Here is a 26730-nt window from a genome sequence, read left to right as displayed (position 1 = left end):
TTATGAATTTCACAATAGGTGATAAGGTATATGTGCTAGATGAAGCTATTTCAGGGGTTGTAACTAAAGTAGTTAAGGATACGGTTTCTATTGAAACAGAAGATGGTTTTGTACTTGACTTTAACTCTTCTGAATTGGTTAAATCATCATCGCAAAATAGTTTGAAAAAGGAGTTTCTTTCCATTCCTAGTGCGCTCAATGTGATATCAGAAAAAGAAGAATCTATTCGTCGTAGGCAAAATAAGAAACGTGCCAAAGAGCGTTACGAACCTACTATGGAAGTCGATTTACATATTCACCAATTGGTTAAATCTTCCAGAGGGATGTCTAATTATGATATGTTAACCCTGCAACTAGATACAGCACGCAGACAGTTGGAATATGCCATGTCTAAACGCATTCAAAAAGTGGTGTTCATTCATGGAGTTGGAGAGGGTGTACTAAAGGTAGAATTGGAGTATCTATTTGGTAGATATAATAATGTTAAATATTATGATGCCAATTATCAAAAGTACGGTCTTGGTGCTACCGAAGTATATATCTATCAGAATGCAGAAAGAATTTAATTAAATGCCGGCGTTTCTTTTCTAAAGTTGTTTAGGCGACTATCTTTCAGAAGCCCAAAATTGAACTCATCTAAAGAAATAATATCTAAATCGAAATCAAATATCGTTAACGTAATTAAATAGGTTTGATTAATAGTGTGTTCTCTATAAGCCGTAGCATTAACTACCGTAAAAACAGTCGGATTTAAGTAGTCTGGACCTACTTCTGGGTCAGAAATATCATTGGCAGGATTTTGGTCTTGAGACTCGTTTTCTTCATCTCTGGTATTTACACCATCGCCATCATCATCGGTGTCTAAATAATCAGGAATACCATCACCATCAGTATCTTGTGCATCATCTAATACGCCATCTTTGTTAGGATCTGGTTTTTCGTCTATAGTGCGTATGTTATCGCCATCATCATCAAAATCTAGGTAATTAGGAATGCCATCACCATCAGTATCATCATCATCTAAATTTCCGTTCCCATTTATATCTTCTAATTCGGCTGGAATACCATCGTTGTCATCTTCCGCTAAAACTGTGCTAATTTCAACTTTACCACTTGTGCTTTCGTAGTCGTCTTTTATTTTTAATTCAGCATTAGGTACGTCGTTACAAAAAATGCTGGAAGGTAACGAGGTATTGAAATAGGTTCTGTAATTAAATGGGTTTGAATTGCTTAAGTTAAAGGTTTCTAAATATGTATTATCTTCACCAACTTGTAAAATGTCTTCTAATTTTACCCCTGATATTTTAACGGATAAAGTTTCAGAAGGATTATCTTTTGCTTTCGAAAAAACCAAATCATTTATACCACAAACTTGAAAGGTATCATCGAAATCGAATTCAACAGTTAAGATATCCCCATCATCACATGATAAATTGAAAATTAATGTAGCAGCAATAAAAAAGTAAAATATTTTACGCATGGTAATTATTGATTTTAGGGCAAAAATAATGGAATTGTTATTTATAACGTAGCTTATTGATAATAATTTTATTCTGACTAATTTTGTAGTAGAAAATAATTTTATGAAACAGGTATATTTTGATAATGCAGCTACTACGCCGGTAAGAGAAGAGGTAATCGATAAAATGCATAACGTGTTGAAGAATAACTTTGGAAATCCTTCATCTTCATATAGTTTAGGTCGATCTTCTAAATCACTTGTCGAAAAATCAAGGAAAGCTATTGCTTCATGGTTTAATGTATCTGAAGGCGAAATTATATTTACTTCGGGAGGCACCGAATCGGATAATTTAATATTAAGAAGTGCTGTTAGAGACTTAAAAGTTGAACGTATAATTACCTCTAAAATTGAACATCATGCGGTTTTAGAAAGTTTAGAAGCTCTTAAAGTTGAATATAATATTTCTGTTGAATATGTGCAGTTAGATGCTAATGGCGTTGTAAACCTGATGCATTTAAAAGAATTGTTAGATTCTGAGCAAAAAACCTTGGTTAGTTTAATGTATGTCAATAATGAAATTGGCAATTTATTAGATTTAAAATCTGTAGCCAATATATGCCAGGAACATAATGCTTTATTTCATACCGATGCCGTTCAGGCTATTGGTCATTACAATATTGATTTACAAGAAATTCCTATTGATTTCCTGGCTGCTTCGGCCCATAAATTTCACGGACCTAAAGGAGTTGGTTTTGCTTTTATAAGAAAGAATTCAGGCTTGAAACCAATAATTATTGGAGGTCAACAGGAGCGTGGGCTTCGAGCAGGAACCGAGAGTGTTCATAATATTGTTGGGTTAGAGACCGCACTAAATCTTGCTTATAAGAACCTCTCTGAAGAATCTGTCTACATAACAGCCTTAAAGGATTATTTTATAAAATCTATAACACGTGAAATTCCTGGTGTGACATTTAATGGTACTTCGGCTGATTTGAATTCCAGTATATATACCATCGTAAATATTTGTTTACCTATGGCGGCAGATAAGGCCGGAATGATTTTGTTTCAATTAGACTTAAAAGGAATTGCCTGCTCAAGAGGGAGTGCTTGCCAAAGTGGAAGCACAAAATCATCACATGTACTTACAGAAATATTATCTAGTGAGGACCTCTTAAAACCATCCTTACGATTTTCATTTAGTATTTATAATACTAAAGAAGAGGTCGATTATGTAATCGAGGTTTTAAAAGGGGGATTTTAATATTTTACAACTTTATGAGTAACAAAAGCGTTCGTTTTGTTATCGGTAATATGCAATAAATAGGTGCCTGAAGCTAAGTTTTTAAGATTTATTTCTTTATGGTTAGTTTGTTTAATCTTTCTGCCAATACTATTATAAAGAGTGGATGTAATATCTGCTTTACTATTTAAATAAATGATAGAATGAGTAGGATTAGGATGTATTTTAATGTTATTTAAAGTGAGATTGTTCAATGAAAGTGTAGCACTATCACCTCCAGTGATTCCTGAAAAACTTACTGGTGAAATAAAATTATAAGATAAACTATTATTTACAGCATCAATGGTTGATGTATAATTAGTCCAAATATCAGATTCATTTTTTAGTTGCAATTCTAAATTATTCTCCGAAATACCATTCAATTCGAAATCTTCATAAAATAGAGTAATAATACCTTGAAAATTATCTATTGGATTTTGAGTTGTTATTACTCTGCTTATACTGTTGCTATTTATAGGTGTAGATGTTGTTGAAATTGCATTTTCAGAAGTAATTAAGTAATCTGTACTTGGAGTGAGTGTAAGACCGTTTACATAAAAATTGGTATTACTAATTAACTGGATATCTTCACCATTTTTTAAAACAAAATCTTGAGAAAACCCGATAGTGGTAAATAATAATACGAAGCTAACATATAGTTTGGTAATAAGTTTCATAAGGTAATTTTAAATTAATTAGTGTCTGAATGCTATTTTTTTGACTATCCAAATGTATGTTAAAAAAAAATAAAAAAAAATAAAATCATGCATTTTATCTGTATTTTTTGCATTTAATCGATAATTGTATATATTTGACGCTGTGAATTGTTAAAAATATCTAAAAACATGAAAAAATTAATTTTCCCTTTCCTTTTATTAGTGAGCCTATTATTAGCAAAAAATGTTGAGGCTCAAGTAGGTATCGGTACTACCTCTCCAGATGTTTCCTCTATTTTGGATGTATCTTCCACAACACAAGGTATTCTAACCCCTAGAATGACTTCAACTCAAAGAAGTGGTATATCCAGTCCGGCAGATGGTCTTTTAGTGTACGATACCGATATAAAAGCATTTTATCATTATAATGGTGGTAACTGGGTAAAACTTATTGGTGAAAATTCATTAAATGATTATACGGGATGGGCTGACTATACAGATGGTGTTTATACCTCTAGCAATCCATTTACGTTAACAGCTAATAATAAAGTGACTTTACCAAATGCCGCAAATACCGTAAGAGATAGCCAAAAACCAATAGATATAACTGAATTTTATGATGCCACTAATTCTGTAATTACAGGTAGAAATGGTGATGGAATAAATGTAGTTATAGAATTTAAAATAAGGCCAACCGTTAATCAGACTACTAAAATAACTGTTGCTATAGATATTGGTGGAGCTGTTGGAGAAATATATAAAAGAGATTTCATAACCTCAAAAGGTTTGAATGTAGAGCATTATTATGTCAGTTCATTTGACGCTTATACACTAGATACTTGGGAAACCAATGGAGGAATGGTTAAAATAGTTTCCGACTATTCTGCTGAAATTTATGATATCAGGTATATAATCACTCGCACACATAAAGCTAGGTAATTTAAACATTTAGAGTTGTATAACATGTGATTTTAGATAGATATCAATGTGCATATGTTTAAGTGTTATTTAATCAAGAATAAGTAATATTCTTGTATTTAATCCATTAGCTATCCCTAATTGATTGGCTGCATTTGTTCTAATATATCGATAATTAAGACTCAGCATCATTTGATTTGTTAACCACCAATTAAGGCCAGCTGAATAAATATTCATATTACCGGCCTTAATATCATTACTGTTTAAATTATAATTAGAATAGCGTAAGGCAAACTCTACAGCTCCCCAACCACCATGGGTTACCATGTTAGAAATTTCTATAGGGTTTACTGTTCCATTCCTGTAATTATAACTTCTGTGTTCTCCAGTAAGTACCCAGGAGCCTGTGATTTGAAACGAATTGAAGCTGTAATTATAATCGCTTGTTGCGTTTACATAATTCCAATTGTATTCTGAAAAGAACCAAAAGGGCCCTCGTAAAAAACTAATTTCGGGGGCTAACAAATTTACGAAGTCTCTTTTTATTAGTCCTGTTTCTAAAAAAGGTATTGATTTTTGAAACTCAGGTTTTATTCTGTAGTTTATGTCTTGTCCTCCCAAACCAAACCTATTACCTAAACCAATATGAACTAAGGTACTATACTGGGTTTTATCATAAACTACACCGGTGAGTCTTGAAATGAAGGCCGTTTCATTTTCACTAAAATTTCCCGAATTTTCAAACCAAGAGTTATAGGCTCCAATAATCCATGACATTTTATTTCCTAACATGTTTCCACTTAACTGTACACCAATATTTCGTGAATTTAAAAAGGCATCTGAAACACGTTCCTGCATAGGTACAAATAAAGAAGAAGGAATGCGTCCAAAAGAAATAGGTTCTTTTTGTTTTCCAATACTTAAGGTGTATTTATCAAACAAAGGTATATCTAGACGATAATCAAATAGAATAAAATTTTTCAAATTTCCAGATTCAAAATTTTTATCATAGGCATTTGATGCGATAAAAAAAGTATAGCTCCAAGGGGTTTTAAATGTTTTTATTTTACCTAGCAATCCTAGTCTAAACCCACGGACAGTTCCTCCAGCGTTTGAATTTAGATTACCTATTTGGTCTTTACTTGAATTATTTTGAGACAACCAGTATAATCGATCTAAACCTAAAGCCGAAAAAAACAAGGTGCTAAAATATTTCGTATCCAAATAGTTCCATTTTTTAGAGTTCGAATACGATAAGGGTAGTGATACTGGAGGAGGTTGGTAAGCAAGCCATTTTATTGTTTCAGAGGGCGTTTTATCGTTAGTTGTGCCGTAGTCTTTATTTAGGCGGTTTCTATGAATAATACCACCTTCAATAGCAAAAATCGTATTCGATTCGAATGATATTAATACTCTAAAGTTTTTTCTAGGATCCTGTTTTAATATAACAAACCTTGGGCTTTCATTAATTACTAAATGACCTAAAAGATATCCGCCTCTCGCGTCTAACATATAAGTATCTTTTAAGTTTAAACGTTCTCGAGAAACCAGTTTAACGATATTATCTTTTATAAAAATAGAAGCTTCAACATAAGTGGTGTCAGAAGTATTTGAAATAATTCTAACATTATTAATAATTAAATTATTAGGATCTATTTTTTGTGCAAAAATAGAGTAGTGGTAAAATAAAAATAAGATTAATGTCGCGTGAATAGAGATTTTCATACCTTAAATTTAAACAAATATTGTAAAGAATAACGAGGTTATCTACTTTAAATATAAGGGTTTTATTAGATATGATTAAAATTTCATTGTAGTTCTTAGGTTAAAAACACGCGGGGTTAAATAGTTTGGTATAGCATATTGCCTTTTAGTATATACATCGCGCACCCAGGTGTTGGTAATGGAATTTTGAACATCGAACATATTGTACAATTCAAATCCTAAAGAAAGATATTTAAAAGGTTTTCTCCAGCCATGATTGTAAATTTTATTATCGCCTACCAAAACTAGCTGCAAACCTAAATCAGCTCGTTTATAATCTGGGAGTCTGTTTTGATACTCATAAGAATCGGCATAACTGGGAGAGCCTCCAGGTAAGCCTGTATTGTAAACCAAATTCAAATACACTTTTAAGTTGGGTACGTTAGGAATGTAATCTTGAAATAATGCCGCAAATTTTAAACGTTGGTCAGTTGGGCGTGCAATATAACCTCGGTTATCAATATTTTCTTCAGTTTTAAGATAACCAAAACTAAACCATGATTCTGTACCGGGCACAAATTCTCCATTCAATCTCATATCTAAGCCATATGCATAGGCTTTGGCATTATTAGACGCACGGTATCTAATTCGAACATTCTCGAGAGTATAAGTGTTAACATGACTCAGCTTTTTATAGTAAACTTCAGATGTTAACTTAAATGGTCGGTCCCACATTTTAAAACTGTAGTCATTTCCCAATACAACATGAAACGATTTTTGAGCTTTCACATCCGGTTGAATCGTGCCTGTTTCGTCTCTAAGTTCTCTGTAAAAAGGAGGTTGGTAGTATAGACCTGATGCTATTCTGAAAAGCATATCTTTTTCCCATTCCGGTTTTATAGCGAATTGAGCTCTTGGGCTAAAAACAGTCTGATTTGTAGAAGATATGTTTTGACCATCTGCCGTCCAGTTATGAACTCTTACACCTGCATTATACCAAACATCACTAGAACCAATAGAAGCACGTTTGCTCCATTGGGCATAAGCTTGAATACGATTTATTTGTGTGTTGTTCAATGTTCTTACATTTCGAAAAGGTTCAATAGGTCCACTATAAGGTATATAAGGTTGCTCATTTATAGGGGTAAATTTTGGCGGTCTAATGGAGAAGCCTGCCGAGTCAATAACTTCCCATTCTATTAATCGATCTCGAATATCTTCATGGGTGTATTTTATGGCCCATTCTATGTGGTTGTCGTTAATTCTAAAATCACCTGTATGCTCAATGTTAGTAATTAAAGCATCTAAATCATTTCGTCCATGATTTAACTGGCTTCCTACACCTTCACTAAATTCTACTTCTCCTAGATTTTCATCACCAATGTTTGAATTAACATCTCCTAATCGGTATTGGGCAAGAATATCGAAATATTCTTCTTCAGTGGTATGATACGTAGAAGCGGTTAGTTTTAAAGTTAAGTCATCACTTGCAAAATAGGTTCCTTTAAAAGCACCGAATAATGTTTGATATCGGTCTTTTTCTTGACCTTCATAAAAAATGAGTAATGCGATAGGATCACTTAAAGTTCCGAAGTTCGTTTGTCGGGTAATAGGTTGGTAGTCATATTTGTTCAGTGACGCATTGCCTAAAAAGCTTAAATGAAATTTACTAGAAAATTTATAAGTAAAATATCCCTGTATATCCGCAAAAGCAGGTTTGAAATTAGTTTCGGTTTCTTTAGCTTTAACCAGTAAGCTATTGTCTCTATAGCGCATTCCTATAATACCTGAAAATTTAGAATCTTTACTAATTCCTTCTACAGAAACACTTGCGCCTAGAAGACTCAAGTCGGCATTGGTTTCAAATTGATAAGGTGTCCGGTAGGTTATATCTAAAACCGATGATAATTTATCACCGTACTTAGCCTGAAACCCCCCAGCTGAGAAATCGACGTTCTGTACTAGATTGGTGTTTACAAAACTCAGTCCCTCTTGCTGACCACTGCGAACAAGAAAAGGGCGATAAACTTCAATCCCATTCACATACACCAGGTTTTCATCGTAATTACCTCCACGAACAGAATATTGGGTACTAAGTTCATTGTTGTTACTGACACCAGGAAGTGTTAAAAGTAAATTTTCAACACCGGCATTGGCTCCCGGAATTTTTCTTATGGCCTCAGGTTCTAAAGAAATAATGCCTTCAACCTCTTTCTGTTTAGATGATTTTATGGTTACTGTGGCAATCTGCTCTATTGTGGTACTCATTACAGGGTTAAATTCAAAACTTTCTCCATTTTTTAAGTTGAATACACTAATAATGCGTTTGTGAGAAATATGTGTGAATTCTACAGATATATCTTGATTAGCCGGGATGTTTAATGAATAAAATCCATTGCTATTAGTTATGGTTCCATTATTATTAGCTTTAATGTTAACATTGGAAATGGGAGTGTTTAATTCATCTAAAATAATGCCCTTTATAGTAGCGGTTTGACAAAAACTAAAATATGATGTGCCAATTAGAGCTATGATAAGAGCTAAATATTTTGCTTTCAAAAGAATAAATTTATTTTCGATAGAACTCAGATTCAAATGTAGTACTATTTCCCACATTATCAGTAACAATTACTTTTAAATTATTTTTTACGTCTGTAACGATTCCATCATGAAAGTCATGTGTTAGCGTGTTTGTTTTGTAATCATATTCCATTAAAATCCATTTGCCATTTACGGTTGCACGATAGTTTGAAATACCAGAATCTTTGTCATCAATTTTCAACTTTAAATACCTGTAATTACTTATCCACTGTCCGTTTTTAAAATTACGGAATTTTATAGTTGGAGGTGTCGAGTCGACTGAAAGAGCATAGGTTCCCAATGTTTTTGTATTTGTGGAAATCATATTTCCTTTAATTTTAGATCCAGAATATACCGGATAGTTTTTTTTGTATCCCACTAATCGTGAAATAAACAATTTACTTTTGTCTTTATCTAGATACTTACTAATATCGAAGGTTATGGTAAAATTACGTTTAGTAGGTAAAACGTCATCATGTAACTTAAGCGTATCGTTATAAACTTCAAAATCAATATAAAAATCTTCATAAAAAGTATTTCTATAAAAATCAACAGAAACATTTCCGGCTTTTAAATTTGTGGGCTGATTGGCTAAGATATGATATGGAGTGGTTTTTTCTTCATAAGGAATGTTTAACTCACTATGTTTTCCTTCTATATTAATTGTTATTGTCGTTTCGTTATCTTTGTAATCTTTAACTTTAATTTTATATACAGAATTGGTGCTGTCCTGAATATTTAAAAAACCATCATTTATAGCTAATTTGTATAAACTAAGATCGTTATTTATTTTAAATAATTTTTGAATTCGTTTTTTAGATTGGGTGTAATGTCCATAATCAATAAGTTGATTGATGTGAGATGATTCGTCGAAGGAGAATTTTTTGAAATCAATTTCAAAATTCTGAGTGCCGTTAAAAAAAGTTTGAATGTTGTCTACACCATTTGAATTTGGAGCATAATCTTGACGGTCGTTAGCTTCAATACCGAATCCTATGTCTCCAATGGCTTGAATACTTTCTGTGGTGTAATCACCATTTTGTAAAGGAATTAATCTTATTTGCTGTCTACTATTGGAATTATTAACAAATGAACTGTCATTTAAAGCATAGGCATAAATAGATTTAATGTGAGGTTTAGTCGTGTCTTTAGCATCAATTCCAAAAAGCATGGGGTTCATGGGGTGCTGATTTTGATCCCGAATTTCAAAATGTAGATGCGGACCTGCAGAGCCACCAGTATTTCCACTGTAAGCAATAAGTTCGTTTTTATTTACTGGTAATTCTTCAGCTCTTGGAAATAGTTCAATCTCAAAACTTTCGGCTGCATACTGACGTTTCTTTACATAAGCTTCAATCTCAGGTGAAAATTTTTGTAAATGAGCATAAACGGTAGTATATCCGTTTGGGTGCTCAATATAAAGAGCTTTGCCGTACCCATAATGAGATACTTTAATGCGACTAACAAAACCATTTGCAGAGGCATTAACTTTTAAGCCTTCACGTTGTTGGGTCTTTATGTCTAAACCAGAATGAAAATGGTTCGAACGTAATTCGGCAAATGTTCCGGCTAATACGGGAGTAATTTCTAATGGAAAGCTAAAATAATCCTGAGGTAAATTATTTTGAGCTTTGCAAAAAATAGTGGTAGTAAGTAAAAAAAATAGGGCTCTTTTCATAACTAAGTAGTTGCGGCTAAAATATTAATTAGTAATCACAATCCCAAGATTAAAGCAAAATTCGAGCCATTTCGTTGATTTTTAGCAATAAGCGATACAATAAAATTTTATGAAAAAACAATTGTTATTTCAGGGTGGGTATGTTAACTTTGTGAGATAAGTATTGAAATTTGCAAATGAGTAATATTGAAGACATTGTAGATTCTTTAGAAAACAAAATTAGCAAACTGTTACGCAAATTAGAACTTTTAAAAATTGCTAATTTAAAATTGAATGAAGAATTGGAAGCTTCAAAGCAAGAAATTCTAAGCCAAAAGAAGCACATTGCAAATTGGGAAGAAAAGTATGAAGCTCTAAAAATTGCGAATTCAATGCTTGGTAGTAACGATAATAAAAGAGAAGCAAAGCTTAAAATAAACGCATTAATTAGAGATATTGATCATTGTATAACACAGTTATCTGATTAGTGTAAACAGAAGTAAATGTCAGAAAAGCTTAAAATAAAGCTATCTATAGCTAATCGCGTGTATCCATTAACTATTGATCCGAGTCAAGAGGAGGGGTTACGTAAAGCAGCGAAGAATATAGATGTAATGATTAGGCAATTTGAACAGAGCTATTCTGTTAGAGATAAGCAAGATGTACTAGCCATGTGTGCCTTACAATTTGCAGCACAAGTGGAACAGAAATCTATAGATAAAGCGAACGTTAATGAGCATGTAGAAGATAAATTAAAGGCTCTGGATAAATTATTAACATCGCATTTGGTCTCTTAAAACGTTCTTTAAAATAAATAAAGTTACTGCCTACATTGGTTATTTTTTTTGATAAACTCAACGTTAATTCTTTAAAAAGGGTGAGTTTAAATTGTAAAAGCACGCTGCCTTGAGCAGATCCTTGATCAGTTTGTTAGCCCTAAACTTGTTTTTAAGGAGTTTATACAAAACTTTATGCTGGTGTAGGCTTTTTTATATATAAATATTAACTAAATTTAATAATGGATAACTCAATTATATTAATTGCAGGAGGTGTAATTTTAGGAGTAGTAATAGGGATTATAATCGCGAAAACCCTGGAAAAACAAAATGCTTCTAAACTATTAAAAGAAGCTAAAAAGAATGCGACATTAATACTTAAAGAAGCCAGAAGCGAAGGCGAATCGATAAAAAAAGATAAAATACTTCAGGCTAAGGAGAAGTTTATAGAACTCAAGTCTGAACATGAAAAAGTAATCTTATCACGTGATAAGAAAATGGCAGAGGCCGAGAAACGTACAAGAGATAAAGAATCTCAGGTATCAAACGAATTGTCAAAATCTAAAAAATTAAACGAGAATTTAGAGATTAAAATTAAGGACTATAATCACCGTTTAGATGTATTAGAGAAGAAACAAGAAGAGATAGATAAACTTCACAAAAACCAAGTACAACAATTAGAAATTATTTCTAGTTTATCGGCGGAAGAAGCTAAAGAACAGTTAGTTGAATCGCTTAAAGGTGAGGCTAAAAATGATGCTATGGCATTCATTCAGAGCTCTTTGGAAGAAGCGAAATTAACAGCCGAGCAGGAGGCTAAGAGAATTATCATTAATACGATTCAACGTATTGGAACGGAAGAAGCGGTTGATAACTGTGTATCTGTATTTAACATAGAATCCGATGATGTAAAAGGTCGTATTATTGGACGTGAAGGCCGAAACATACGTGCTATTGAAGCGGCTACTGGTGTTGAAATTATTGTAGATGATACCCCTGAAGCTATTATCCTATCATGTTTCGATTCTGTAAGGAGAGAAATTGCTCGTTTATCATTACATAAATTAGTAACCGATGGTAGAATTCACCCTGCTAGAATTGAAGAAGTGGTTCAAAAAACACAGAAGCAAATAGAGCAGGAGATTATTGAAGTAGGTAAACGTACCGTTATCGATTTAGGAATTCATAATTTACATCCAGAGCTTATTAAGATGGTTGGTAGAATGAAGTACCGCTCATCTTACGGACAAAACTTATTACAGCACTCGCGTGAAGTAGCAAAACTTTGTGGTGTGATGGCTGCGGAATTAGGATTGAATCCGAAATTAGCGAAGCGTGCTGGGTTACTACACGATATTGGAAAAGTGCCGGATGCCGAAGTAGATATTGAAACACCACACGCTATTTTAGGTATGCAATGGGCTGAGAAATATGGGGAAAAGGACGAGGTATGTAATGCCATTGGAGCTCACCATGATGAAATAGAAATGAAATCATTATTAGCACCAATAATTCAGGTTTGTGATGCTATTTCAGGAGCACGCCCAGGAGCTAGACGCCAGGTACTAGATAGTTATATCCAACGTTTGAAAGATCTTGAAGATATCGCCTTTGGATTTACTGGTGTTAAAAAGGCCTACGCGATTCAAGCAGGTAGAGAGTTGCGAGTAATTGTGGAAAGTGAAAAAGTTGATGATGACAAAGCAGCAGATTTATCATTTAGCATTTCTCAAAAAGTACAAACTGATATGACCTACCCAGGTCAGGTTAAAGTTACTGTAATTAGAGAAACAAGAGCTGTAAACATAGCTAAGTAAACAACTTAATATATTAATAAAAAATCCAGCTTATTAGCTGGATTTTTTTTGAGCTTATTTTCTTGGGTGATATTTTTCAACCACATCTGTGAGGTGCTTTTTGTCTAAATGCACATAGATTTCGGTAGTTGTAATACTTTCATGCCCGAGCATAAGTTGTATTGATCTTAAATCGGCTTGATTTTGTAATAGATGCGTAGCAAATGAATGTCTAAAAGTATGCGGGGAAATGTTCTTGTTTAACCTAATAGATGCAGCTAATTGCTTTATAATAGTGAAAATCATTGCTCTGGTTAATTGTTTTCCACGACGATTTAAAAACAAAGTATCTTCATGTCCGGGTTGAATAGTTAGGTGGTTTCTAATTTCATTTATGTAAATGTTAATGTACTTTTGCGTAACACTTACAATGGGTACAAAGCGCTGTTTATTCCCTTTTCCATCGACCTTAATAAAACCTTCTTCGAAAAATAAATCCGACAATTTTAAATTAATTAATTCACTTACGCGTAGACCACAACCATAAAGCGTTTCCAGCATAGCTCGGTTACGTTCACCTTCGGGTTTACTTAAATCTATGGCGCCAATAAGTTGATCAATTTCTTCTTCGGATAGCGTATCGGGTAATTTCCGCCCAATTTTAGGAGATTCGATTAAATCTAAAGGATTTGTTTGTCTGTAGTCCTCAAAAACTAAATAATTAAAGAAACTTCGCAAACCGGAAATGAGTCTTGATTGCGATCTTGCGTTGACTTTTTTGGCAGTGTCATAGATAAATTGCTGTATACTTTCATTAGAAATATCGACAGGTGATATGGCATCGTTATGAGCTTCTAAATACTTAATAAGTTTTTTAATATCTAACGAATAATTGGCGATAGAATTATCGGATAAACCGCGTTCAATCCTGAGGTAATTTTGGTAATCTTTTAAAGCGTTTTCCCATTTCATATAGGTAAAAGTAATGAAATTTAAGAATAAGATTCTCCTAATAAATATTTAATAGATAGCATAAGTTATTGTATAAATGACTCACTATATTTTGTTAAAATAATATTCAACTTTAAAATTATAAATGAATTAATTAGTTGTACCTTTAAATAAACCAATTAACTATTAATATGAAAAAACTATTATTCTTTACTGCTATTGCGGCATTGACTTTTACAGGGGTAAGAGCTCAGTCCGACAAAGGTGATTTTACAATTGCGCCACAGATAGGTTTGAATTTATCAAACTACACCAGTTCTGAAGATTTAAGTAATAAAGTAAGGACAGCATTTAACGCAGGTGTTATTGTGGAGTACTATTTCAATGATCGCTGGAGCTTAAGATCTGGATTACTTTATGATTCTAAAGGAACTAAAATTACGCAAGATGGAGATGACTATGTTGAGAAGTTAAACTATATTTCATTACCGGTAAATGCTAATTGGCATTTTGGACGAAACAGAAATTGGTTTTTAAATTTCGGCCCAAATCTAAATTTTTTAGCTAGTGCCAAAGCCGATTACTTAGGGGAGGAATTTGATTTTAAAGATGACTTAGATAGCACTTTTGATATTGGTTTAAATATAGGTATTGGATACAAATTTGTGATTTCAGATAATACTGAATTGTACATTCAATATCAAGGCTATGGTGGATTTATAAGTATCATTGATACAGATTTTACTTTGTTAAATTCTACTTCAGCAATAAATTTAGGTCTTGTATTTGAGTTGTAGTAAAATAAGTCATTTATAAATTAAAAAAACCGATGTAATATTACTTCGGTTTTTTTATGCCCTTTTTTAATATATTTATGGCATGAAAAAACTAATCATCATAAACGGCCCTAATTTAAATTTATTAGGAAGGCGTGAACCAGAGATATATGGTAGTTTAACTTTTGAAGATTACTTAGACGGTTTAAAGAAGAAATTTAAAAATGTAGAACTTAAATATTATCAGTCTAATGTAGAAGGCGAACTCATAAATAAAATACATGAAGTAGGGTTTAGTTATGACGGTATTATTTTAAATGCTGGAGCCTATACGCATACCTCAATAGGGTTAGGTGATGCGATTAAGGGAATTGAAACCCCGGTGGTAGAGGTTCATATTTCAAATACTTTTGGTCGAGAAGCATTTAGACATCAGTCGTATATTTCGCCTAATGCCAGAGGAGTTATTTTAGGCTTTGGTATGAAAAGTTATGATTTGGCGATTCAGAGTTTTCTATAAAGATCAAAACTACTGGTAACTTTCAATATAATAGTTTAATTTCTTTAAAAGAGATTATAAAAACAAAGGCGATTCATACAATGAATCGCCTTTGTTTTTTATAAAGAAAACTTATTTTCTTATATGTGGATACATTCATCGTAAGCATCGGCTACAGCTTCCATAATAGCTTCACTCATGGTAGGGTGTGGATGAACTGCTTTTAATACTTCGTGTCCTGTAGTCTCTAGTTTTCTGGCAACTACCGCTTCAGCAATCATATCGGTTACACCGGCCCCAATCATATGACAACCTAACCATTCACCATATTTAGCATCGAAAATTACTTTTACGAAACCATCTTTATTTCCTCCGGCACTAGCCTTACCAGACGCCGAGAATGGGAATTTACCAATTTTAATATCTAAACCTTTTTCTTTTGCTTGTTTCTCTGTTAATCCAACGCTAGCAATTTCAGGAGTAGCATATGTACAACCTGGTATATTGCCATAATCTAAAGGTTCTACATGTTGTCCTGCTAATTTTTCTACACAAATAATACCTTCAGCAGAAGCAACATGTGCTAAAGCTTGCCCAGGTGTAACATCACCAATTGCATAATAACCAGGGATATTTGTTTGGTAGAAATTGTTTACTAAAATTTTATCTCTATCTACAACGATACCTACATCTTCAAGACCTATATTTTCGATGTTTGTCTTAATACCTACGGCACTTAAAATGATATCAGCTTCTAAAATTTCTTCACCTTTTTTTGTTTTTACCGTGGCTTTTACACCATCGCCAGAAGTGTCAACTTTAGTTACTTCGGCCGATGTCATTATCTTTATACCATTCTTTTTGAAAGAACGTTCTAGTTGTTTAGAAACATCTTCGTCTTCAACAGGAACTATATTTGGTAAATATTCAACAACGGTAACTTCAGTACCCATAGAATTATAAAAGTATGCAAACTCAACGCCAATAGCACCAGAACCAACAACAATCATCTTTTTAGGTTGTTTTGGTAAAGACATAGCTTCTCTGTACCCAATTACTTTTTTACCGTCTTGAGGTAAGCTTGGTAATTCACGTGATCGCGCTCCAGTTGCAATAATAATGTTATCTGCACTATACTCGGTTCCATCAACGTCAACTTTTTTACCAGGTTTCAGTTTACCGTACCCATTAATAACGTCAATTTTGTTCTTTTTCATTAAGAATTGAACACCTTTACTCATGCCTTCAGCAACACCACGACTACGTTTTACAACGGCTTCAAAATCGTGTTCGGCCTCCTGAACTTTAAGACCGTAATCTTCTGCGTGTTTAAGATATTCAAATACTTGAGCAGATTTTAATAATGCTTTTGTAGGGATACAACCCCAGTTTAAACATACACCACCAAGATTTTCTTTTTCAACAATAGCAGTTTTAAAACCTAATTGTGACGCTCTGATTGCCGTTACATAACCTCCAGGCCCACTTCCAAGAACAATAATATCGTATTTACTCATGAGAATTTTTTAATCGTTATTTCAAGCCACGAATTTACGAAACCTTATTCGAATAAAGAATTTACAGTCTTAGAAATTTATAACTTTTATTACCTTTGTTTTAACACATACTTTATGAATATATCTAGGACTAGTTACCCGAGAGTCGTTATTATAGGTGGAGGATTTGCCGGTATTTCATTGGCAAAAAAGCTATCGAAACAGGAAGTACAGGTGGTATTACTCGATAAGAATAATTATCATACCTTTCAACCTTTATTATATCAGGTTTCCACCGGTGGTTTAGAGCCTGATTCTATTGCTTACCCTATTAGAAAAATTCTTAAAGATTTCCCTAATTTTCATTTTCGTTTGGCAGACGTAACCAAAATAGAACCTGCAAGCAGAACCGTTATTACTGATATCGGAGAATTGAAGTATGACTATCTAGTGGTAGCTTCTGGTTCGAAAACTAATTATTTTGGTAATGAGTCGATTGAAAAGCATAGCATGGCTATGAAAACCATTCCGCAGTCTTTAAATTTACGTAGTTTAATTTTGGAAAATTTTGAAGAGGCTTTACTGACTTCGGATTTGAATGAGCGTAATGCCTTAATGAATTTTGTTATTGTTGGTGGAGGCCCTACAGGTGTTGAATTAGCGGGTGCACTTGCTGAAATAAAAAAAGGCATTCTACCTAAAGATTATCCTGATTTAGACACGCGTTTGGCACAAATTCATATAGTACAATCTGGTAACTGTCTATTAAAAGGAATGAGTGATAAGGCGTCCACTAAAGCCGAAGATTTTCTGGAAAAGTTAGGCGTAAATATTTGGAAAAATGTGCGTGTTACCAATTACGACGGTAAAACAGTAACAACCGATAGTGATTTAACTTTTGAAACAGCCACGTTGGTATGGGCAGCTGGCGTAAAAGGAGCCACGATTAATGGTTTAGATGCTGAAAACTTGGTAACACGAGGGAATCGATTATTGGTGAATGAATTTAACCAACTAATTGGATTCGAAAATATATTTGCAGTTGGCGATGTGGCTTGTATGGTTACCGATTCTTTTCCAAATGGTTTGCCTATGATGGCGCAGCCGGCAATTCAACAGGGAGAACAATTAGGAGATAATTTATTAGCATTAACAGAAAAGAAACCGATGAAACCTTTTGAATATCATAATAAAGGTGTCATGGCGACCATCGGAAGGAATAAGGCGGTGGTTGATCTTCCTAGGTTTAAACTTCAGGGTGTTTTTGCCTGGTATGTCTGGATGTTTGTGCATTTATTTTTTCTTATCGGCTTTAGAAATAGAATGGTGGTTTTTGTTAATTGGGTATATAATTATATTCGTTTTGACCGAGAAGCAAGGCTAATTATTCGGCCTTATAAAAAAACAATTCGGTAACTGTCAATTTATTCTTATTAAAATAAAATGACGTAAGTGATTTAATATCAGTTATTTTGATTAAATTTAGAAGAATTAACCACCAAAATTTAATCAAAATGAAAAAGTACGCTTGTATTGTCCTGATGATGTTTTCTATCATCATGTATTCTCAAACCAAAAAAAACGGAACCGTTTACCTTGAACATCCTGCAATTGAAGCTGTCGAGGCTATGCAGCAAGCAGATATTGCTGGCGATGTGGACAAGGTCGCTTCATATTTAGCCGATGATTTTAAAGCCTATAGTGGAACTACTCTAAAAAAAGATGACAAAGGTACTAATAAGGAGGATTACTTAAAGTGGGTAAAAAACAGAAAGGACTGGACCGCATACAGAACATTAACCCGTCATGGAGAAGCTTACCCGGATGCCATTGAGTATAAAGATGGTAAAATTTGGGTGCAAACTTGGAATTATTTAAAAGGAGTTCACGATAAAACTGGGATAAAAATAGAAATGCCCTTGCATAATTTATATCGTTTTAATGATGATAACAAAATAGACTTGGAAATATATTATAATCATCCTGTTGGTCAGAACATTAGAGAAGCTTTTAATGCAAGAACTAATGGTACCATTTATAATGAGCATGAATACATAAATAAGGTGCGTAGAATGGTAGCGGCCCTAGAAAATAGTGATGTTGATAAAGGGTTTAGTTATTTTACAGAAGATGCTGAATTCTATAATTTAGATATGGGGTTCGATGAATCTCATTCACTTGAAGAAGAGAAAAATGGCTTCACTGAAATGTTAAAATCTTGGGATATTGAAAGCATTGATGTGGTTGGCTATCCAGATTATTTAGAATATGAAAAAGGAGGCGCCAAAGTAGTTCAATCTTGGTGGGATTTTAGGGTGAAAAGAAAATCAGATGGAAAACAAGTAAGAATTCCTGTTATGCTCACTCATGATTTTAATGATGATGGGATGATTACTCGTGAGATAGGTTATTACACTACACGAAAAATGGAAGATAAATAAAAACACTATATGGTGTATATAATAAAAACCACTTCTTTGAAAGTGGTTTTTCTTTATATAGAAAAATGTATTATTTATCGATAGCCCCTAGAACACGAGACATAAAACTGTTTAATGCTTCTTTTTTAGGCGTCCCATCTTTTATCATTTTGTTCACTTCAATAGCACCATACATATTCGAGATAAGCTCCCCTATAACATCAAGTTCTTCATCTTTTATAGAAGGGACTTCCGTTAATGCTTCCAATGTTTCTATGGTTTCAATGACAAAATCTTCATCGTTGTCCTCTATAAATTGTGTTAAGTGTTTTATAACAGGTAGTTTCATAAGGCAAAATATAAGTTGAATGTAGAAACTAAATCGTTTCAGCTACTAATTCTTTTAAAACTTCAAATTTGTTTGTTTGCACTTGGTTTACAAATTTCCCATCTTTAAACACAGCGAAGGTAGGTAAATTGTCAACGGTTGCTAGCTTGCGACTTTCCGGGAATTTTTCAGCGTCAGCTATTACAAATGAAGCATTTTCATTTTCGGTTGCCATGCGTTTAAATTTAGGCTTCATAATCCTGCAGTTACCACACCATGTTGCAGAATATTGAACAACCACCATATTGTTTTCTGAAACGATTTCTGCCAAATTATCTTGTTCTAATTCTTTTACCATATATAAGTTTTTTAAAATTGCGAGTAAAGCAATTAAATCTTTACTCGCAATAAATAATTTGTTTTTAGTGAGAAGCTAAATAGTCTGCTACACCATTTCTGTTAGCATTCATTGCATCTTTACCTTCTTCCCAGTTTGCTGGACATACTTCACCGTTAGTTTGTACATGAGTTAAAGCATCTATAAGTCTTAAATACTCATTTACATTTCTACCTAAAGGCATGTTGTTAATGCTTTCGTGTTGTACTAAACCATCCTCGTCGATTATGTATGTTGCACGGTAAGTAACGTTATCACCTTCCACTTGAACAGTTCCGGTTTCTTCGTCGAACGTCTCATTTGTAATATCTAAAATACCTAAAATACTAGATAAGTTTCTGTTGCTATCTGCTAAAAGAGGGTAAGTTACACCTTCGATTCCACCGTGATCTTTTGCGGTATTTAACCAAGCAAAATGTACTTCAGGAGTATCACAAGAAGCACCAATTACAATAGTGTTACGTTTTTCAAATTCAGCTAAAGCTGCTTGAAACGCGTGTAATTCAGTTGGGCAAACAAAAGTAAAATCTTTTGGGTACCAGAATAATAATACTTTTTTCTTGTTGTTGATCGCTTCTTCTAGAACGTTTACTTTAAAAGTATCGCCCATTTCATTCATTGCGTCAACGCTTAAACTTGGGAATTTTTTTCCAACTAATGCCATGTGTTTTATATTTATTATTTATTAATTTTCGACAGTGCAAATATAAAACAGTAGCATAGTTTTTTTCGTTAATAGAATTTTAATTATTTATATGACTATAACATTTTGTTATTGTGAGAAACATTAATAATAGTATTTGTTTATTTTTCAGTAAGTTGCTTAATTTTTATAGAAAGTGCTGCAAAAAATAAAGTTGTAAATGGACTTAACCAATTAAAAATAGCATAACCAAAATAATGAAAAGTATCTACACCTAAAACACTACTCTGATAGGCTCCACAGGTATTCCAAGGGATTAACACTGATGTTACTGTGCCGCTGTCTTCTAAGGTTCTGGATAAGTTTTCTGGGGCTAAATTACGATCCTCAAAGGCTTGTTTAAACATTTTACCAGGAATGACAATGGCAAGATATTGATCGGATGCAATAGCATTTAACCCAAGGCAGCTAATAACAGTACTTGCAAACAAACCAAAAATACTGTGTGCTAATTTCAATAATTCCTTGGTAATTCTAGCCAGAGCTCCGATACCATCCATAATCCCGCCAAAAAACATGGCCGATAGAATTAGTAGTATCGTCCATAACATGCCTTGCATGCCACCTGCAGAAAATAAGTCGTTAAGCTTTTCATTAGGTGTATTTATTTGGGTTTCCGTAAATATTGATTGAACTATGGCTCTTATTTTTGACGATTGCAGTGCTGTTAAGACCTCGGCTTGAAATATAAATGCGAATAAAACCGCACACAATACACCAACTGACAGGGCTACTAAAGGTTTTGCTTTAAAAAGTATTAAAATCAAAACAGCAAGGGGTACTATAAATAACCAGGGTGTTATATTAAAAGTTGATTTTATTGAATTTAATAGTGCTCCCAAGTCAGCATTTCCTGTGGGATCAATATTAAAACTTATAATTGAAAAAACAATAAGCGTAATTATAATCGTTGGTACCGTGGTGATAGTCATATATCGAATATGCGTAAACAAGTCGGTTCCAGCCATAGCAGGAGCCAGGTTAGTGGTGTCGCTTAATGGCGACATTTTATCTCCAAAATAAGCTCCTGAAATTACAGCTCCGGCAATCATTCCTGAAGGAATGCCTAAAGCGCTGCCAATACCAATTAAAGCGATACCAACGGTAGCTGAAGTGGTCCAAGAGCTACCAGTAGCAATTGAAATTAAGGCGCAAATAATAACTGTAGCTGGTAAAAAAATAGAAGGATTAAGGGCTTGCAAGCCGTAATATACCATAGCAGGGATGACCCCACTAACAAGCCATGTGCCAGCTAATGCTCCAACAAGAAGCAAGATTAATATTGGAATAAATACACTTTTAAAGTTTTCCCAAACTTCAGTAAACATGGCAATAATAGATACTTTGTTGAAAACACCCATTAGTAAAGCAATAAGGCCTCCAAAAACAAGAATAATCTGATTTGTATAAGTTCCAAACCACTCTTGTCCTTCAACAAAAAAGATGTTATACGCTAACATCCCCATGAGTATTATTACGGGAATAACTGCTTCCCAAATATTTAGTTCTTTATTATTAATAATATTTTGGTTTTCTATCTTAATCTTGGAGCTGTTTTTATTGTCTTGCATTCTACATTTTTTGAAATGTAATGTTACGATTTTAGCCGAATCTATGCAAATAGCAACAAAAAAGCCAAAATTTATACTTTTTGGCCTTTTTACAGTTTTATTTAGATATCATTTTAGGTTTTAAAATATCAAGTTTTTCCATACAGTAACGCATTTTTAAATACGTTCGGTCTATATCGGCATCGAGGCCAATGGAAAAACGTATTAATCCGTCTGTTAAGCCCATCTCATTCTGTTCTTTTTCAGGTATTTCTGAAGATGTTGATGTGCCTGGAGCGCTAAATAGTGTTTTATAAAACCCAAGACTAACTGCCAAATATCCTAGGTTATCATTTTGCATGAGTTCCATAAGCTGGTTTGCTTTCGCTAAAGAACCAACATCAATAGTGAGCATGCCTCCAAATCCATATTCTGAATTCATCATGCTTTTAAATAAATTATGTGATGGATGAGATTTTAAGCCAGGATATACTGTTTTTATGCCGTCTTGTTCAAATTTAGATGCGAGGTATTGGGCATTTTTACTATGCTGTTGTATTCGAATGTGAAGGGTTCTTAAGTTTTTTAAGATGGATGATGCCCTTAAACTATCCATGGTAGAACCAAGAAGCATGGATGCTCCTGTGTTGACATTTCTTAAACTATTAATAAATTCATGTGAACCACATATTACACCACCTACGGTATCGCTAGAACCATTAATAAACTTAGTTAAACTATGTATAACGATGTCGGCACCTAATTTGGCTGGGGATATGGATAAAGGAGAAAACGTATTATCTACCACTAGTGTTAGGTCGTGTTTTTTTGCAATTTTAGAGAGTTCCTTAATATCTGCAACTTCCAAAAGAGGGTTGCTCACAGATTCGCAATATAAAACTTTGGTTTTAGGTGTAATGGCAGCTTCAACCAAATCTAATTTTGTAATGTCTACAAAAGAAGTGTTGATATTAAACCGGGGTGTGAAATTTTTTAAGAAGGCATATGTTCCGCCATAAATGGTTCTACTAGAGACTATGTGATCGCCGGATTCACATAATTCTAATAAAACGGGTGTGATTGCTCCCATTCCCGAAGCAGAAACATTAGCTGTTTCGGTACCTTCCATAGCTGCTAATGCTTCCCCTAAATATAAATTAGACGGAGAGGAATGTCTTGAATACAAGTAGCATCCATCGGCGTTGCCCTCAAAAGTATCAAACATGGTTTTTGCCGATAAAAAAGTGTAGGTGGATGAATCTGAGATGGAAGGGTTAACGCCTCCAAATTCTCCAAAATACTGTAAATCTTGAATATTATTAGCAGGTTTAAAAGCCATAGTTTTAGGTTTTTGTTTTATTCAAATTTCATAAAATTTAGATAAAAAATCAATAGGTTATATTTGTATTAGATAATAAATCTATAAAATTGTTATTTTGTAGAAATAATTTTATTAACTTTAATAATTTATAATGCTTTAATGATTATTTTTCACTTATGAGTTTTGATGTCATAGATAAAAAACTGTTAAAATACTTACAAGAGGACAGTAAGCAAACCAATAAAGAGCTTTCAAATAAGTTGAATTTATCGGTTACGGCCGTTTATGAACGTATTCGCAAATTGGAACGCGAAGGTTTTATAGGTAAGTATGTTGCCTTGGTAAATAAAAAGTTAGTAAATAAGGATTTTGTGGCTTTCTGTCATGTGAAACTAACGCGACATTCTCAGGATTATGTCATGAAATTTGAAAAAGAAGTCACCAGTTTATCGGAAGTATTGGAATGCTATCATTTAAGTGGAGATTACGATTATTTGTTAAAAGTAATGGTTCAGGATATGAATTCATTTCGCGAATTTATGGTCAATAAATTAACATCTATAAATCATATAGGTAGCACACATAGTATGTTTGTTATAAATGAAGTAAAGCATACCACTGCAATTAGCTTATAAAATGAAATCTGCGTATTATAAAAGTGTTGAATTTTTTATAATCTATATATTATTTCCAATTGGTTTGATTTTACCTCTACCGGTTTGGTTAAAGATTGGATATTGTACTTTTGGTTTTGCTTATATACTTTATATATTATTAAAAGTTGAAAATATTCGATTGAATTTTTCTAAAAAGGTTCTCTGGCCTGTTTTTTGGAAAGAAACCATGCTTAAGTTTGTAGCTATTAGCATTATAACCGGGAGTTATGTTTATTTAACTCAAAGAGAGATGTTGTTTCATGTGGTCATTAGTAAACCTAAATTATGGAGCATCATACTTATTGTATATAGCCTGTTTTCTGTGTACCCGCAGGAATTAATTTTTAGGACGTTCTATTTCAAAAGGTACAAAGATTTAATTCAGAACGATAATTTATGTCTGTTTCTTAATGGGATAGTCTTTTCGTTAGCTCATTTAATTTTCAATAATGCATTGGTGAGTGTAATCACTTTTTTTGGTGGATTAATTTTCGCTAGAACTTATCAAAAATCAGAATCTACCATTATGGTTTCTATTGAGCACGCTATTTATGGGTGTTGGTTATTTACTGTGGGGATGGGAGGGATGCTCGGATTTCCAGTTTAAAATTAAATAGTTAGTCAACGCAGGCATCCCAAATAGGTTCTTTGGGTAATGGTGCTGTAATGCTTAATTTTTCCTTTTTTACTGGATGAATAAAGGTAATGTGTCTGGCATGTAAATGAATACTTCCATCGGGATTACTTCGGTTAAAACCGTATTTCAAATCACCTTTTATAGGGCTTCCAATATAACTTAATTGTGCACGAATTTGATGATGACGCCCAGTTTCTAAATTCACTTCCAAAAGGGCATAATTATCTAAGTTTTTTATTAATTTGTAATGTAAGACCGCCTTTTTACTGTTTGCTACTTCTTTATTAAATACTGATGCTTTATTATTTTTAGGGTTTTTACGTAACCAATTAGTTAATGTGTCCCGCTGTTCTTTAGGATTGTTTTTTACTACTGCCCAATATGTTTTTTCTATATCTTTAGAAACAAATAGAGCATTTAATCTGGGAAGTACTTTGCTCGTTTTTGCAAATATTACCAATCCGGTGGTTGGTCTGTCAAGCCTATGAACGACACCGAGATATACATTGCCAGGTTTGTTATATTTTTCTTTTAGATAAGATTTAACAACATCACTTAAAGGTTTGTCTCCAGTTTTGTCGCCTTGTACAATATCGCCAGCCCGTTTATTAATTACAATTATATGATTGTCTTCATATAGTACCTGAAGATTCGATTTGCCTGATATTGTCTTGTTCGCCACTAGTTATAAATAAGATTCTAAAATTAAATAGAATGCTTAGTATTGTTCATTTTCATTCGGGAAATCAACCGATTTGACGTCATCTACATATTGAGAAATAGCCTTGGTCATGTCTTCATATAAATTCATATATCTGCGTAAAAAACGCGGATGAAATTCATGAGTCATGCCTATCATATCGTGAAGTACTAAAACTTGTCCGTCCACGCCATTACCAGCCCCAATACCAATAATTGGAATGCTAACACTTTCTGCAACTTGTTTGGCAAGATTTGCGGGGATTTTTTCAAGAACAATCGCGAAACAACCAATACGTTCTAACATTTTGGCATCATTTATTAAACGATTGGCTTCTTCTTCTTCTTTAGCACGAACGGTATAAGTTCCAAATTTGTATATAGATTGTGGTGTAAGTCCTAAATGTCCCATAACAGGAATACCAGCGTTTAAAATACGTTTAATAGACTCCTTAATTTCTTTACCTCCTTCTAATTTAACAGCATGCCCACCACTTTCTTTCATAATTCTTATGGCAGAACGAAGTGCTTCTTTGGGGTCACTTTGGTAGCTTCCAAAAGGCAAGTCGACCACAATTAAAGCTCTGTCTGTGGCCCGTACCACCGAAGAGGCATGGTAAATCATTTGGTCTAATGTAATGGGGAGGGTGGTTTCATGGCCAGCCATGACATTACTGGCCGAGTCGCCTACAAGAATAACATCTACGCCTGCTTCATCTACTATTTTAGCCATGGTATAATCGTATGCTGTAAGCATGGATATTTTTTCTCCATTAGCTTTCATATCCACTAAGGTTTTTACGGTAACGCGTTTGTATTCTTTCTTGGCTGTAGACATTATCGAATAAATTAAAATTGAAGTACAAAAGTAGTAAAACAATTTTGTTTGTTACAGAAAAGAACAAAGTCTTCACCTTGAGATAGACCATTTATGAAGTGTTAAATTTATTTTAAATATGTAAATACTTACGATATAGGTAGTAACTTTAAGGAAACTAATCATTTATGGCTCGTTTAATTTTATATTTAATTTTGCTTTTAACAAGCATGCTTTACGGACAGGAAGATGAGTCTGTAAATACTAAAGCGACGATCAATACATTTTTTGAAGGTTTTCATAAGGGAGATACAACTTTAATGAAGTCTGTTATGATGGATAATATTATTCTTCAAACGACTTACACAAACAATGAAGGAAAATCGATTTTGGTAACTGAGAGTTCAGAAAAATTAATGGAAGTAATTTCAAATAGACCTCAACATCAGAAATGGGATGAACGCTTATTGGATTATAATATTCAAATTGATGGCATCTTGGCTAATGTTTGGGTGCCTTATGAATTTTGGTTAAACGACACTTTTAGTCATTGTGGTGTAAATAACTTTCAGCTGTTTAAAGACAACGGTACATGGAAAATAATTCACTTAATCGATACTAGAAGAAAGCACGGCTGTCAAGAAGGTTAATC

The 26730-nt window shown here is 33.4% G+C and carries 27 protein-coding genes and 1 other RNA gene; 14 read left to right on the top strand and 14 right to left on the bottom strand.

Annotated features, from left to right (window positions below; genetic code table 11):
• The first annotated feature begins 2 nt into the window (after positions 1-2).
• On the top strand, positions 3-566 hold the full coding sequence (locus H611_RS0106150) for a Smr/MutS family protein (RefSeq protein WP_027137528.1): 564 nt from the start codon (positions 3-5) through the stop codon (positions 564-566).
• Here the strand turns inward: H611_RS0106150 and H611_RS0106145 are convergent.
• On the bottom strand, positions 563-1480 hold the full coding sequence (locus H611_RS0106145; RefSeq protein WP_027137527.1) for a hypothetical protein: 918 nt from the start codon (positions 1478-1480) through the stop codon (positions 563-565). The two genes, H611_RS0106150 and H611_RS0106145, sit on opposite strands and share 4 nt — an antisense overlap.
• Positions 1481-1583: 103 nt before the next feature.
• Here H611_RS0106145 and H611_RS0106140 point away from each other — a divergent pair, with 103 nt between their 5' ends.
• Positions 1584-2723 carry a cysteine desulfurase family protein gene (locus tag H611_RS0106140; RefSeq protein WP_027137526.1) on the top strand — a complete coding sequence of 380 codons (1140 nt, stop codon included), beginning with the start codon at positions 1584-1586 and terminating at the stop codon, positions 2721-2723.
• Here the strand turns inward: H611_RS0106140 and H611_RS0106135 are convergent.
• Entirely contained in the window at positions 2720-3418 is a 699-nt protein-coding gene (locus H611_RS0106135) for a T9SS type A sorting domain-containing protein (protein ID WP_027137525.1), read from the bottom strand. The genes H611_RS0106140 and H611_RS0106135 overlap by 4 nt on opposite strands.
• Positions 3419-3586: 168 nt before the next feature.
• Between H611_RS0106135 and H611_RS0106130 the strand changes: the two genes are divergently transcribed.
• Positions 3587-4336 (top strand): hypothetical protein, encoded by a 750-nt coding sequence (locus H611_RS0106130; RefSeq protein WP_027137524.1) that lies wholly within the window; start codon positions 3587-3589, stop codon positions 4334-4336.
• Between the two features lie 69 nt (positions 4337-4405).
• On the opposite strand, the gene H611_RS0106125 is transcribed toward H611_RS0106130, so the two are convergent.
• The 3 genes from H611_RS0106125 to H611_RS0106115 form a co-directional block, all read right to left on the bottom strand.
• On the bottom strand, positions 4406-6040 hold the full coding sequence (locus H611_RS0106125) for an OprO/OprP family phosphate-selective porin (RefSeq protein WP_027137523.1): 1635 nt from the start codon (positions 6038-6040) through the stop codon (positions 4406-4408).
• Between the two features lie 75 nt (positions 6041-6115).
• Positions 6116-8578, bottom strand: a complete 2463-nt coding sequence (locus H611_RS0106120) for a TonB-dependent receptor plug domain-containing protein (protein ID WP_051238751.1) — start codon at positions 8576-8578, stop codon at positions 6116-6118.
• A gap of 10 nt (positions 8579-8588) precedes the next feature.
• Complete coding sequence (locus H611_RS0106115; RefSeq protein ID WP_027137521.1) at positions 8589-10277, bottom strand: M23 family metallopeptidase; 1689 nt, start codon at positions 10275-10277, stop codon at positions 8589-8591.
• Positions 10278-10453: 176 nt separating this feature from the next.
• Here H611_RS0106115 and H611_RS0106110 point away from each other — a divergent pair, with 176 nt between their 5' ends.
• From H611_RS0106110 to rny, 4 genes are all read left to right on the top strand, one after another.
• Entirely contained in the window at positions 10454-10744 is a 291-nt protein-coding gene (locus tag H611_RS0106110) for a hypothetical protein (protein ID WP_027137520.1), read from the top strand.
• Positions 10745-10759: 15 nt separating this feature from the next.
• Positions 10760-11053: a cell division protein ZapA gene (locus H611_RS0106105; RefSeq protein ID WP_027137519.1), complete on the top strand. Its 294-nt coding sequence runs from the start codon at positions 10760-10762 to the stop codon at positions 11051-11053.
• Positions 11054-11108: 55 nt separating this feature from the next.
• Positions 11109-11215, top strand: a non-coding RNA gene (ssrS, locus tag H611_RS14645) — 6S RNA.
• Between the two features lie 59 nt (positions 11216-11274).
• Positions 11275-12849: a ribonuclease Y gene (gene rny / locus H611_RS0106100; RefSeq protein ID WP_027137518.1), complete on the top strand. Its 1575-nt coding sequence runs from the start codon at positions 11275-11277 to the stop codon at positions 12847-12849.
• A 54-nt stretch (positions 12850-12903) separates the two neighbouring features.
• Here the strand turns inward: rny and xerD are convergent, their stop codons facing one another.
• The gene (gene xerD / locus H611_RS0106095; protein WP_027137517.1) at positions 12904-13800 is read right to left on the bottom strand and encodes a site-specific tyrosine recombinase XerD; all 897 of its coding nucleotides are present in this window, start codon (positions 13798-13800) and stop codon (positions 12904-12906) included.
• Positions 13801-13970: 170 nt separating this feature from the next.
• Between xerD and H611_RS0106090 the strand changes: the two genes are divergently transcribed.
• Together H611_RS0106090 and aroQ are read left to right on the top strand one after the other, a co-directional pair.
• The gene (locus tag H611_RS0106090) at positions 13971-14576 is read left to right on the top strand and encodes a porin family protein (protein WP_027137516.1); all 606 of its coding nucleotides are present in this window, start codon (positions 13971-13973) and stop codon (positions 14574-14576) included.
• 82 nt (positions 14577-14658) lie between these two features.
• The gene (aroQ, locus tag H611_RS0106085; RefSeq protein WP_027137515.1) at positions 14659-15075 is read left to right on the top strand and encodes a type II 3-dehydroquinate dehydratase; all 417 of its coding nucleotides are present in this window, start codon (positions 14659-14661) and stop codon (positions 15073-15075) included.
• A gap of 119 nt (positions 15076-15194) precedes the next feature.
• Here aroQ and lpdA read toward each other — a convergent pair whose 3' ends face one another.
• On the bottom strand, positions 15195-16571 hold the full coding sequence (gene lpdA, locus H611_RS0106080; protein WP_035483547.1) for a dihydrolipoyl dehydrogenase: 1377 nt from the start codon (positions 16569-16571) through the stop codon (positions 15195-15197).
• A 114-nt stretch (positions 16572-16685) separates the two neighbouring features.
• Between lpdA and H611_RS0106075 the strand changes: the two genes are divergently transcribed.
• Positions 16686-17966, top strand: coding sequence for an NAD(P)/FAD-dependent oxidoreductase (locus tag H611_RS0106075; protein WP_027137513.1), 1281 nt, complete (start codon positions 16686-16688; stop codon positions 17964-17966).
• Positions 17967-18064: 98 nt separating this feature from the next.
• Entirely contained in the window at positions 18065-18991 is a 927-nt protein-coding gene (locus H611_RS0106070) for a nuclear transport factor 2 family protein (protein WP_027137512.1), read from the top strand.
• Between the two features lie 70 nt (positions 18992-19061).
• Here H611_RS0106070 and H611_RS0106065 read toward each other — a convergent pair whose 3' ends face one another.
• The 5 genes from H611_RS0106065 to H611_RS0106045 all read right to left on the bottom strand — a co-directional run bounded on the left by H611_RS0106065 (position 19062) and on the right by H611_RS0106045 (position 23287).
• Positions 19062-19319, bottom strand: a complete 258-nt coding sequence (locus H611_RS0106065) for a DUF6952 family protein (protein WP_027137511.1) — start codon at positions 19317-19319, stop codon at positions 19062-19064.
• Positions 19320-19347: 28 nt separating this feature from the next.
• Positions 19348-19656, bottom strand: coding sequence for a thioredoxin family protein (locus H611_RS0106060; protein WP_027137510.1), 309 nt, complete (start codon positions 19654-19656; stop codon positions 19348-19350).
• A gap of 64 nt (positions 19657-19720) precedes the next feature.
• The gene (locus H611_RS0106055; protein ID WP_027137509.1) at positions 19721-20359 is read right to left on the bottom strand and encodes a peroxiredoxin; all 639 of its coding nucleotides are present in this window, start codon (positions 20357-20359) and stop codon (positions 19721-19723) included.
• 140 nt (positions 20360-20499) lie between these two features.
• On the bottom strand, positions 20500-21969 hold the full coding sequence (nhaC, locus tag H611_RS0106050) for a Na+/H+ antiporter NhaC (RefSeq protein ID WP_027137508.1): 1470 nt from the start codon (positions 21967-21969) through the stop codon (positions 20500-20502).
• A gap of 97 nt (positions 21970-22066) precedes the next feature.
• Positions 22067-23287 carry an aminotransferase class I/II-fold pyridoxal phosphate-dependent enzyme gene (locus H611_RS0106045; RefSeq protein WP_027137507.1) on the bottom strand — a complete coding sequence of 407 codons (1221 nt, stop codon included), beginning with the start codon at positions 23285-23287 and terminating at the stop codon, positions 22067-22069.
• A 158-nt stretch (positions 23288-23445) separates the two neighbouring features.
• Here H611_RS0106045 and H611_RS0106040 point away from each other — a divergent pair, with 158 nt between their 5' ends.
• Positions 23446-23904, top strand: coding sequence for an Lrp/AsnC family transcriptional regulator (locus H611_RS0106040; RefSeq protein WP_027137506.1), 459 nt, complete (start codon positions 23446-23448; stop codon positions 23902-23904).
• Between the two features lies 1 nt (position 23905).
• Positions 23906-24532 carry a CPBP family intramembrane glutamic endopeptidase gene (locus H611_RS0106035; RefSeq protein ID WP_027137505.1) on the top strand — a complete coding sequence of 209 codons (627 nt, stop codon included), beginning with the start codon at positions 23906-23908 and terminating at the stop codon, positions 24530-24532.
• Between the two features lie 10 nt (positions 24533-24542).
• Here H611_RS0106035 and H611_RS0106030 read toward each other — a convergent pair whose 3' ends face one another.
• Together H611_RS0106030 and panB are read right to left on the bottom strand one after the other, a co-directional pair.
• Positions 24543-25244, bottom strand: coding sequence for an RluA family pseudouridine synthase (locus tag H611_RS0106030; RefSeq protein ID WP_027137504.1), 702 nt, complete (start codon positions 25242-25244; stop codon positions 24543-24545).
• Between the two features lie 36 nt (positions 25245-25280).
• Positions 25281-26099: a 3-methyl-2-oxobutanoate hydroxymethyltransferase gene (panB, locus tag H611_RS0106025; protein WP_027137503.1), complete on the bottom strand. Its 819-nt coding sequence runs from the start codon at positions 26097-26099 to the stop codon at positions 25281-25283.
• Positions 26100-26266: 167 nt separating this feature from the next.
• Here panB and H611_RS0106020 point away from each other — a divergent pair, with 167 nt between their 5' ends.
• Entirely contained in the window at positions 26267-26728 is a 462-nt protein-coding gene (locus H611_RS0106020; protein WP_027137502.1) for a nuclear transport factor 2 family protein, read from the top strand.
• Positions 26729-26730 lie beyond the last annotated feature (2 nt).

It is taken from the genome of Gaetbulibacter saemankumensis DSM 17032 (assembly GCF_000425645.1).
Taxonomy (GTDB): Bacteria; Bacteroidota; Bacteroidia; order Flavobacteriales; family Flavobacteriaceae; genus Gaetbulibacter; species Gaetbulibacter saemankumensis.
Note: the sequence above shows the minus strand (reverse complement) of the source record. Positions and strands in the feature narration are given on the sequence as shown.

Excerpts from the sequence above, each read along its gene's own strand:
- H611_RS0106145 (WP_027137527.1), bottom strand. The coding sequence starts at position 1,480 with ATGCGTAAAATATTTTACTTTTTTATTGCTGCTACATTAATTTTCAAT.
- H611_RS0106115 (WP_027137521.1), bottom strand. The coding sequence starts at position 10,277 with ATGAAAAGAGCCCTATTTTTTTTACTTACTACCACTATTTTTTGCAAA.
- H611_RS0106150 (WP_027137528.1), top strand. The coding sequence starts at position 3 with ATGAATTTCACAATAGGTGATAAGGTATATGTGCTAGATGAAGCTATT.
- xerD (WP_027137517.1), bottom strand. The coding sequence starts at position 13,800 with ATGAAATGGGAAAACGCTTTAAAAGATTACCAAAATTACCTCAGGATT.
- H611_RS0106020 (WP_027137502.1), top strand. The coding sequence starts at position 26,267 with ATGGCTCGTTTAATTTTATATTTAATTTTGCTTTTAACAAGCATGCTT.
- H611_RS0106045 (WP_027137507.1), bottom strand. The coding sequence starts at position 23,287 with ATGGCTTTTAAACCTGCTAATAATATTCAAGATTTACAGTATTTTGGA.
- rny (WP_027137518.1), top strand. The coding sequence starts at position 11,275 with ATGGATAACTCAATTATATTAATTGCAGGAGGTGTAATTTTAGGAGTA.
- H611_RS0106060 (WP_027137510.1), bottom strand. The coding sequence starts at position 19,656 with ATGGTAAAAGAATTAGAACAAGATAATTTGGCAGAAATCGTTTCAGAA.
- nhaC (WP_027137508.1), bottom strand. The coding sequence starts at position 21,969 with ATGCAAGACAATAAAAACAGCTCCAAGATTAAGATAGAAAACCAAAAT.
- H611_RS0106130 (WP_027137524.1), top strand. The coding sequence starts at position 3,587 with ATGAAAAAATTAATTTTCCCTTTCCTTTTATTAGTGAGCCTATTATTA.
- H611_RS0106040 (WP_027137506.1), top strand. The coding sequence starts at position 23,446 with ATGAGTTTTGATGTCATAGATAAAAAACTGTTAAAATACTTACAAGAG.
- H611_RS0106140 (WP_027137526.1), top strand. The coding sequence starts at position 1,584 with ATGAAACAGGTATATTTTGATAATGCAGCTACTACGCCGGTAAGAGAA.
- H611_RS0106055 (WP_027137509.1), bottom strand. The coding sequence starts at position 20,359 with ATGGCATTAGTTGGAAAAAAATTCCCAAGTTTAAGCGTTGACGCAATG.
- lpdA (WP_035483547.1), bottom strand. The coding sequence starts at position 16,571 with ATGAGTAAATACGATATTATTGTTCTTGGAAGTGGGCCTGGAGGTTAT.
- aroQ (WP_027137515.1), top strand. The coding sequence starts at position 14,659 with ATGAAAAAACTAATCATCATAAACGGCCCTAATTTAAATTTATTAGGA.
- H611_RS0106110 (WP_027137520.1), top strand. The coding sequence starts at position 10,454 with ATGAGTAATATTGAAGACATTGTAGATTCTTTAGAAAACAAAATTAGC.
- H611_RS0106070 (WP_027137512.1), top strand. The coding sequence starts at position 18,065 with ATGAAAAAGTACGCTTGTATTGTCCTGATGATGTTTTCTATCATCATG.
- H611_RS0106065 (WP_027137511.1), bottom strand. The coding sequence starts at position 19,319 with ATGAAACTACCTGTTATAAAACACTTAACACAATTTATAGAGGACAAC.
- H611_RS0106135 (WP_027137525.1), bottom strand. The coding sequence starts at position 3,418 with ATGAAACTTATTACCAAACTATATGTTAGCTTCGTATTATTATTTACC.
- H611_RS0106125 (WP_027137523.1), bottom strand. The coding sequence starts at position 6,040 with ATGAAAATCTCTATTCACGCGACATTAATCTTATTTTTATTTTACCAC.
- H611_RS0106035 (WP_027137505.1), top strand. The coding sequence starts at position 23,906 with ATGAAATCTGCGTATTATAAAAGTGTTGAATTTTTTATAATCTATATA.
- H611_RS0106075 (WP_027137513.1), top strand. The coding sequence starts at position 16,686 with ATGAATATATCTAGGACTAGTTACCCGAGAGTCGTTATTATAGGTGGA.
- panB (WP_027137503.1), bottom strand. The coding sequence starts at position 26,099 with ATGTCTACAGCCAAGAAAGAATACAAACGCGTTACCGTAAAAACCTTA.
- H611_RS0106090 (WP_027137516.1), top strand. The coding sequence starts at position 13,971 with ATGAAAAAACTATTATTCTTTACTGCTATTGCGGCATTGACTTTTACA.
- H611_RS0106105 (WP_027137519.1), top strand. The coding sequence starts at position 10,760 with ATGTCAGAAAAGCTTAAAATAAAGCTATCTATAGCTAATCGCGTGTAT.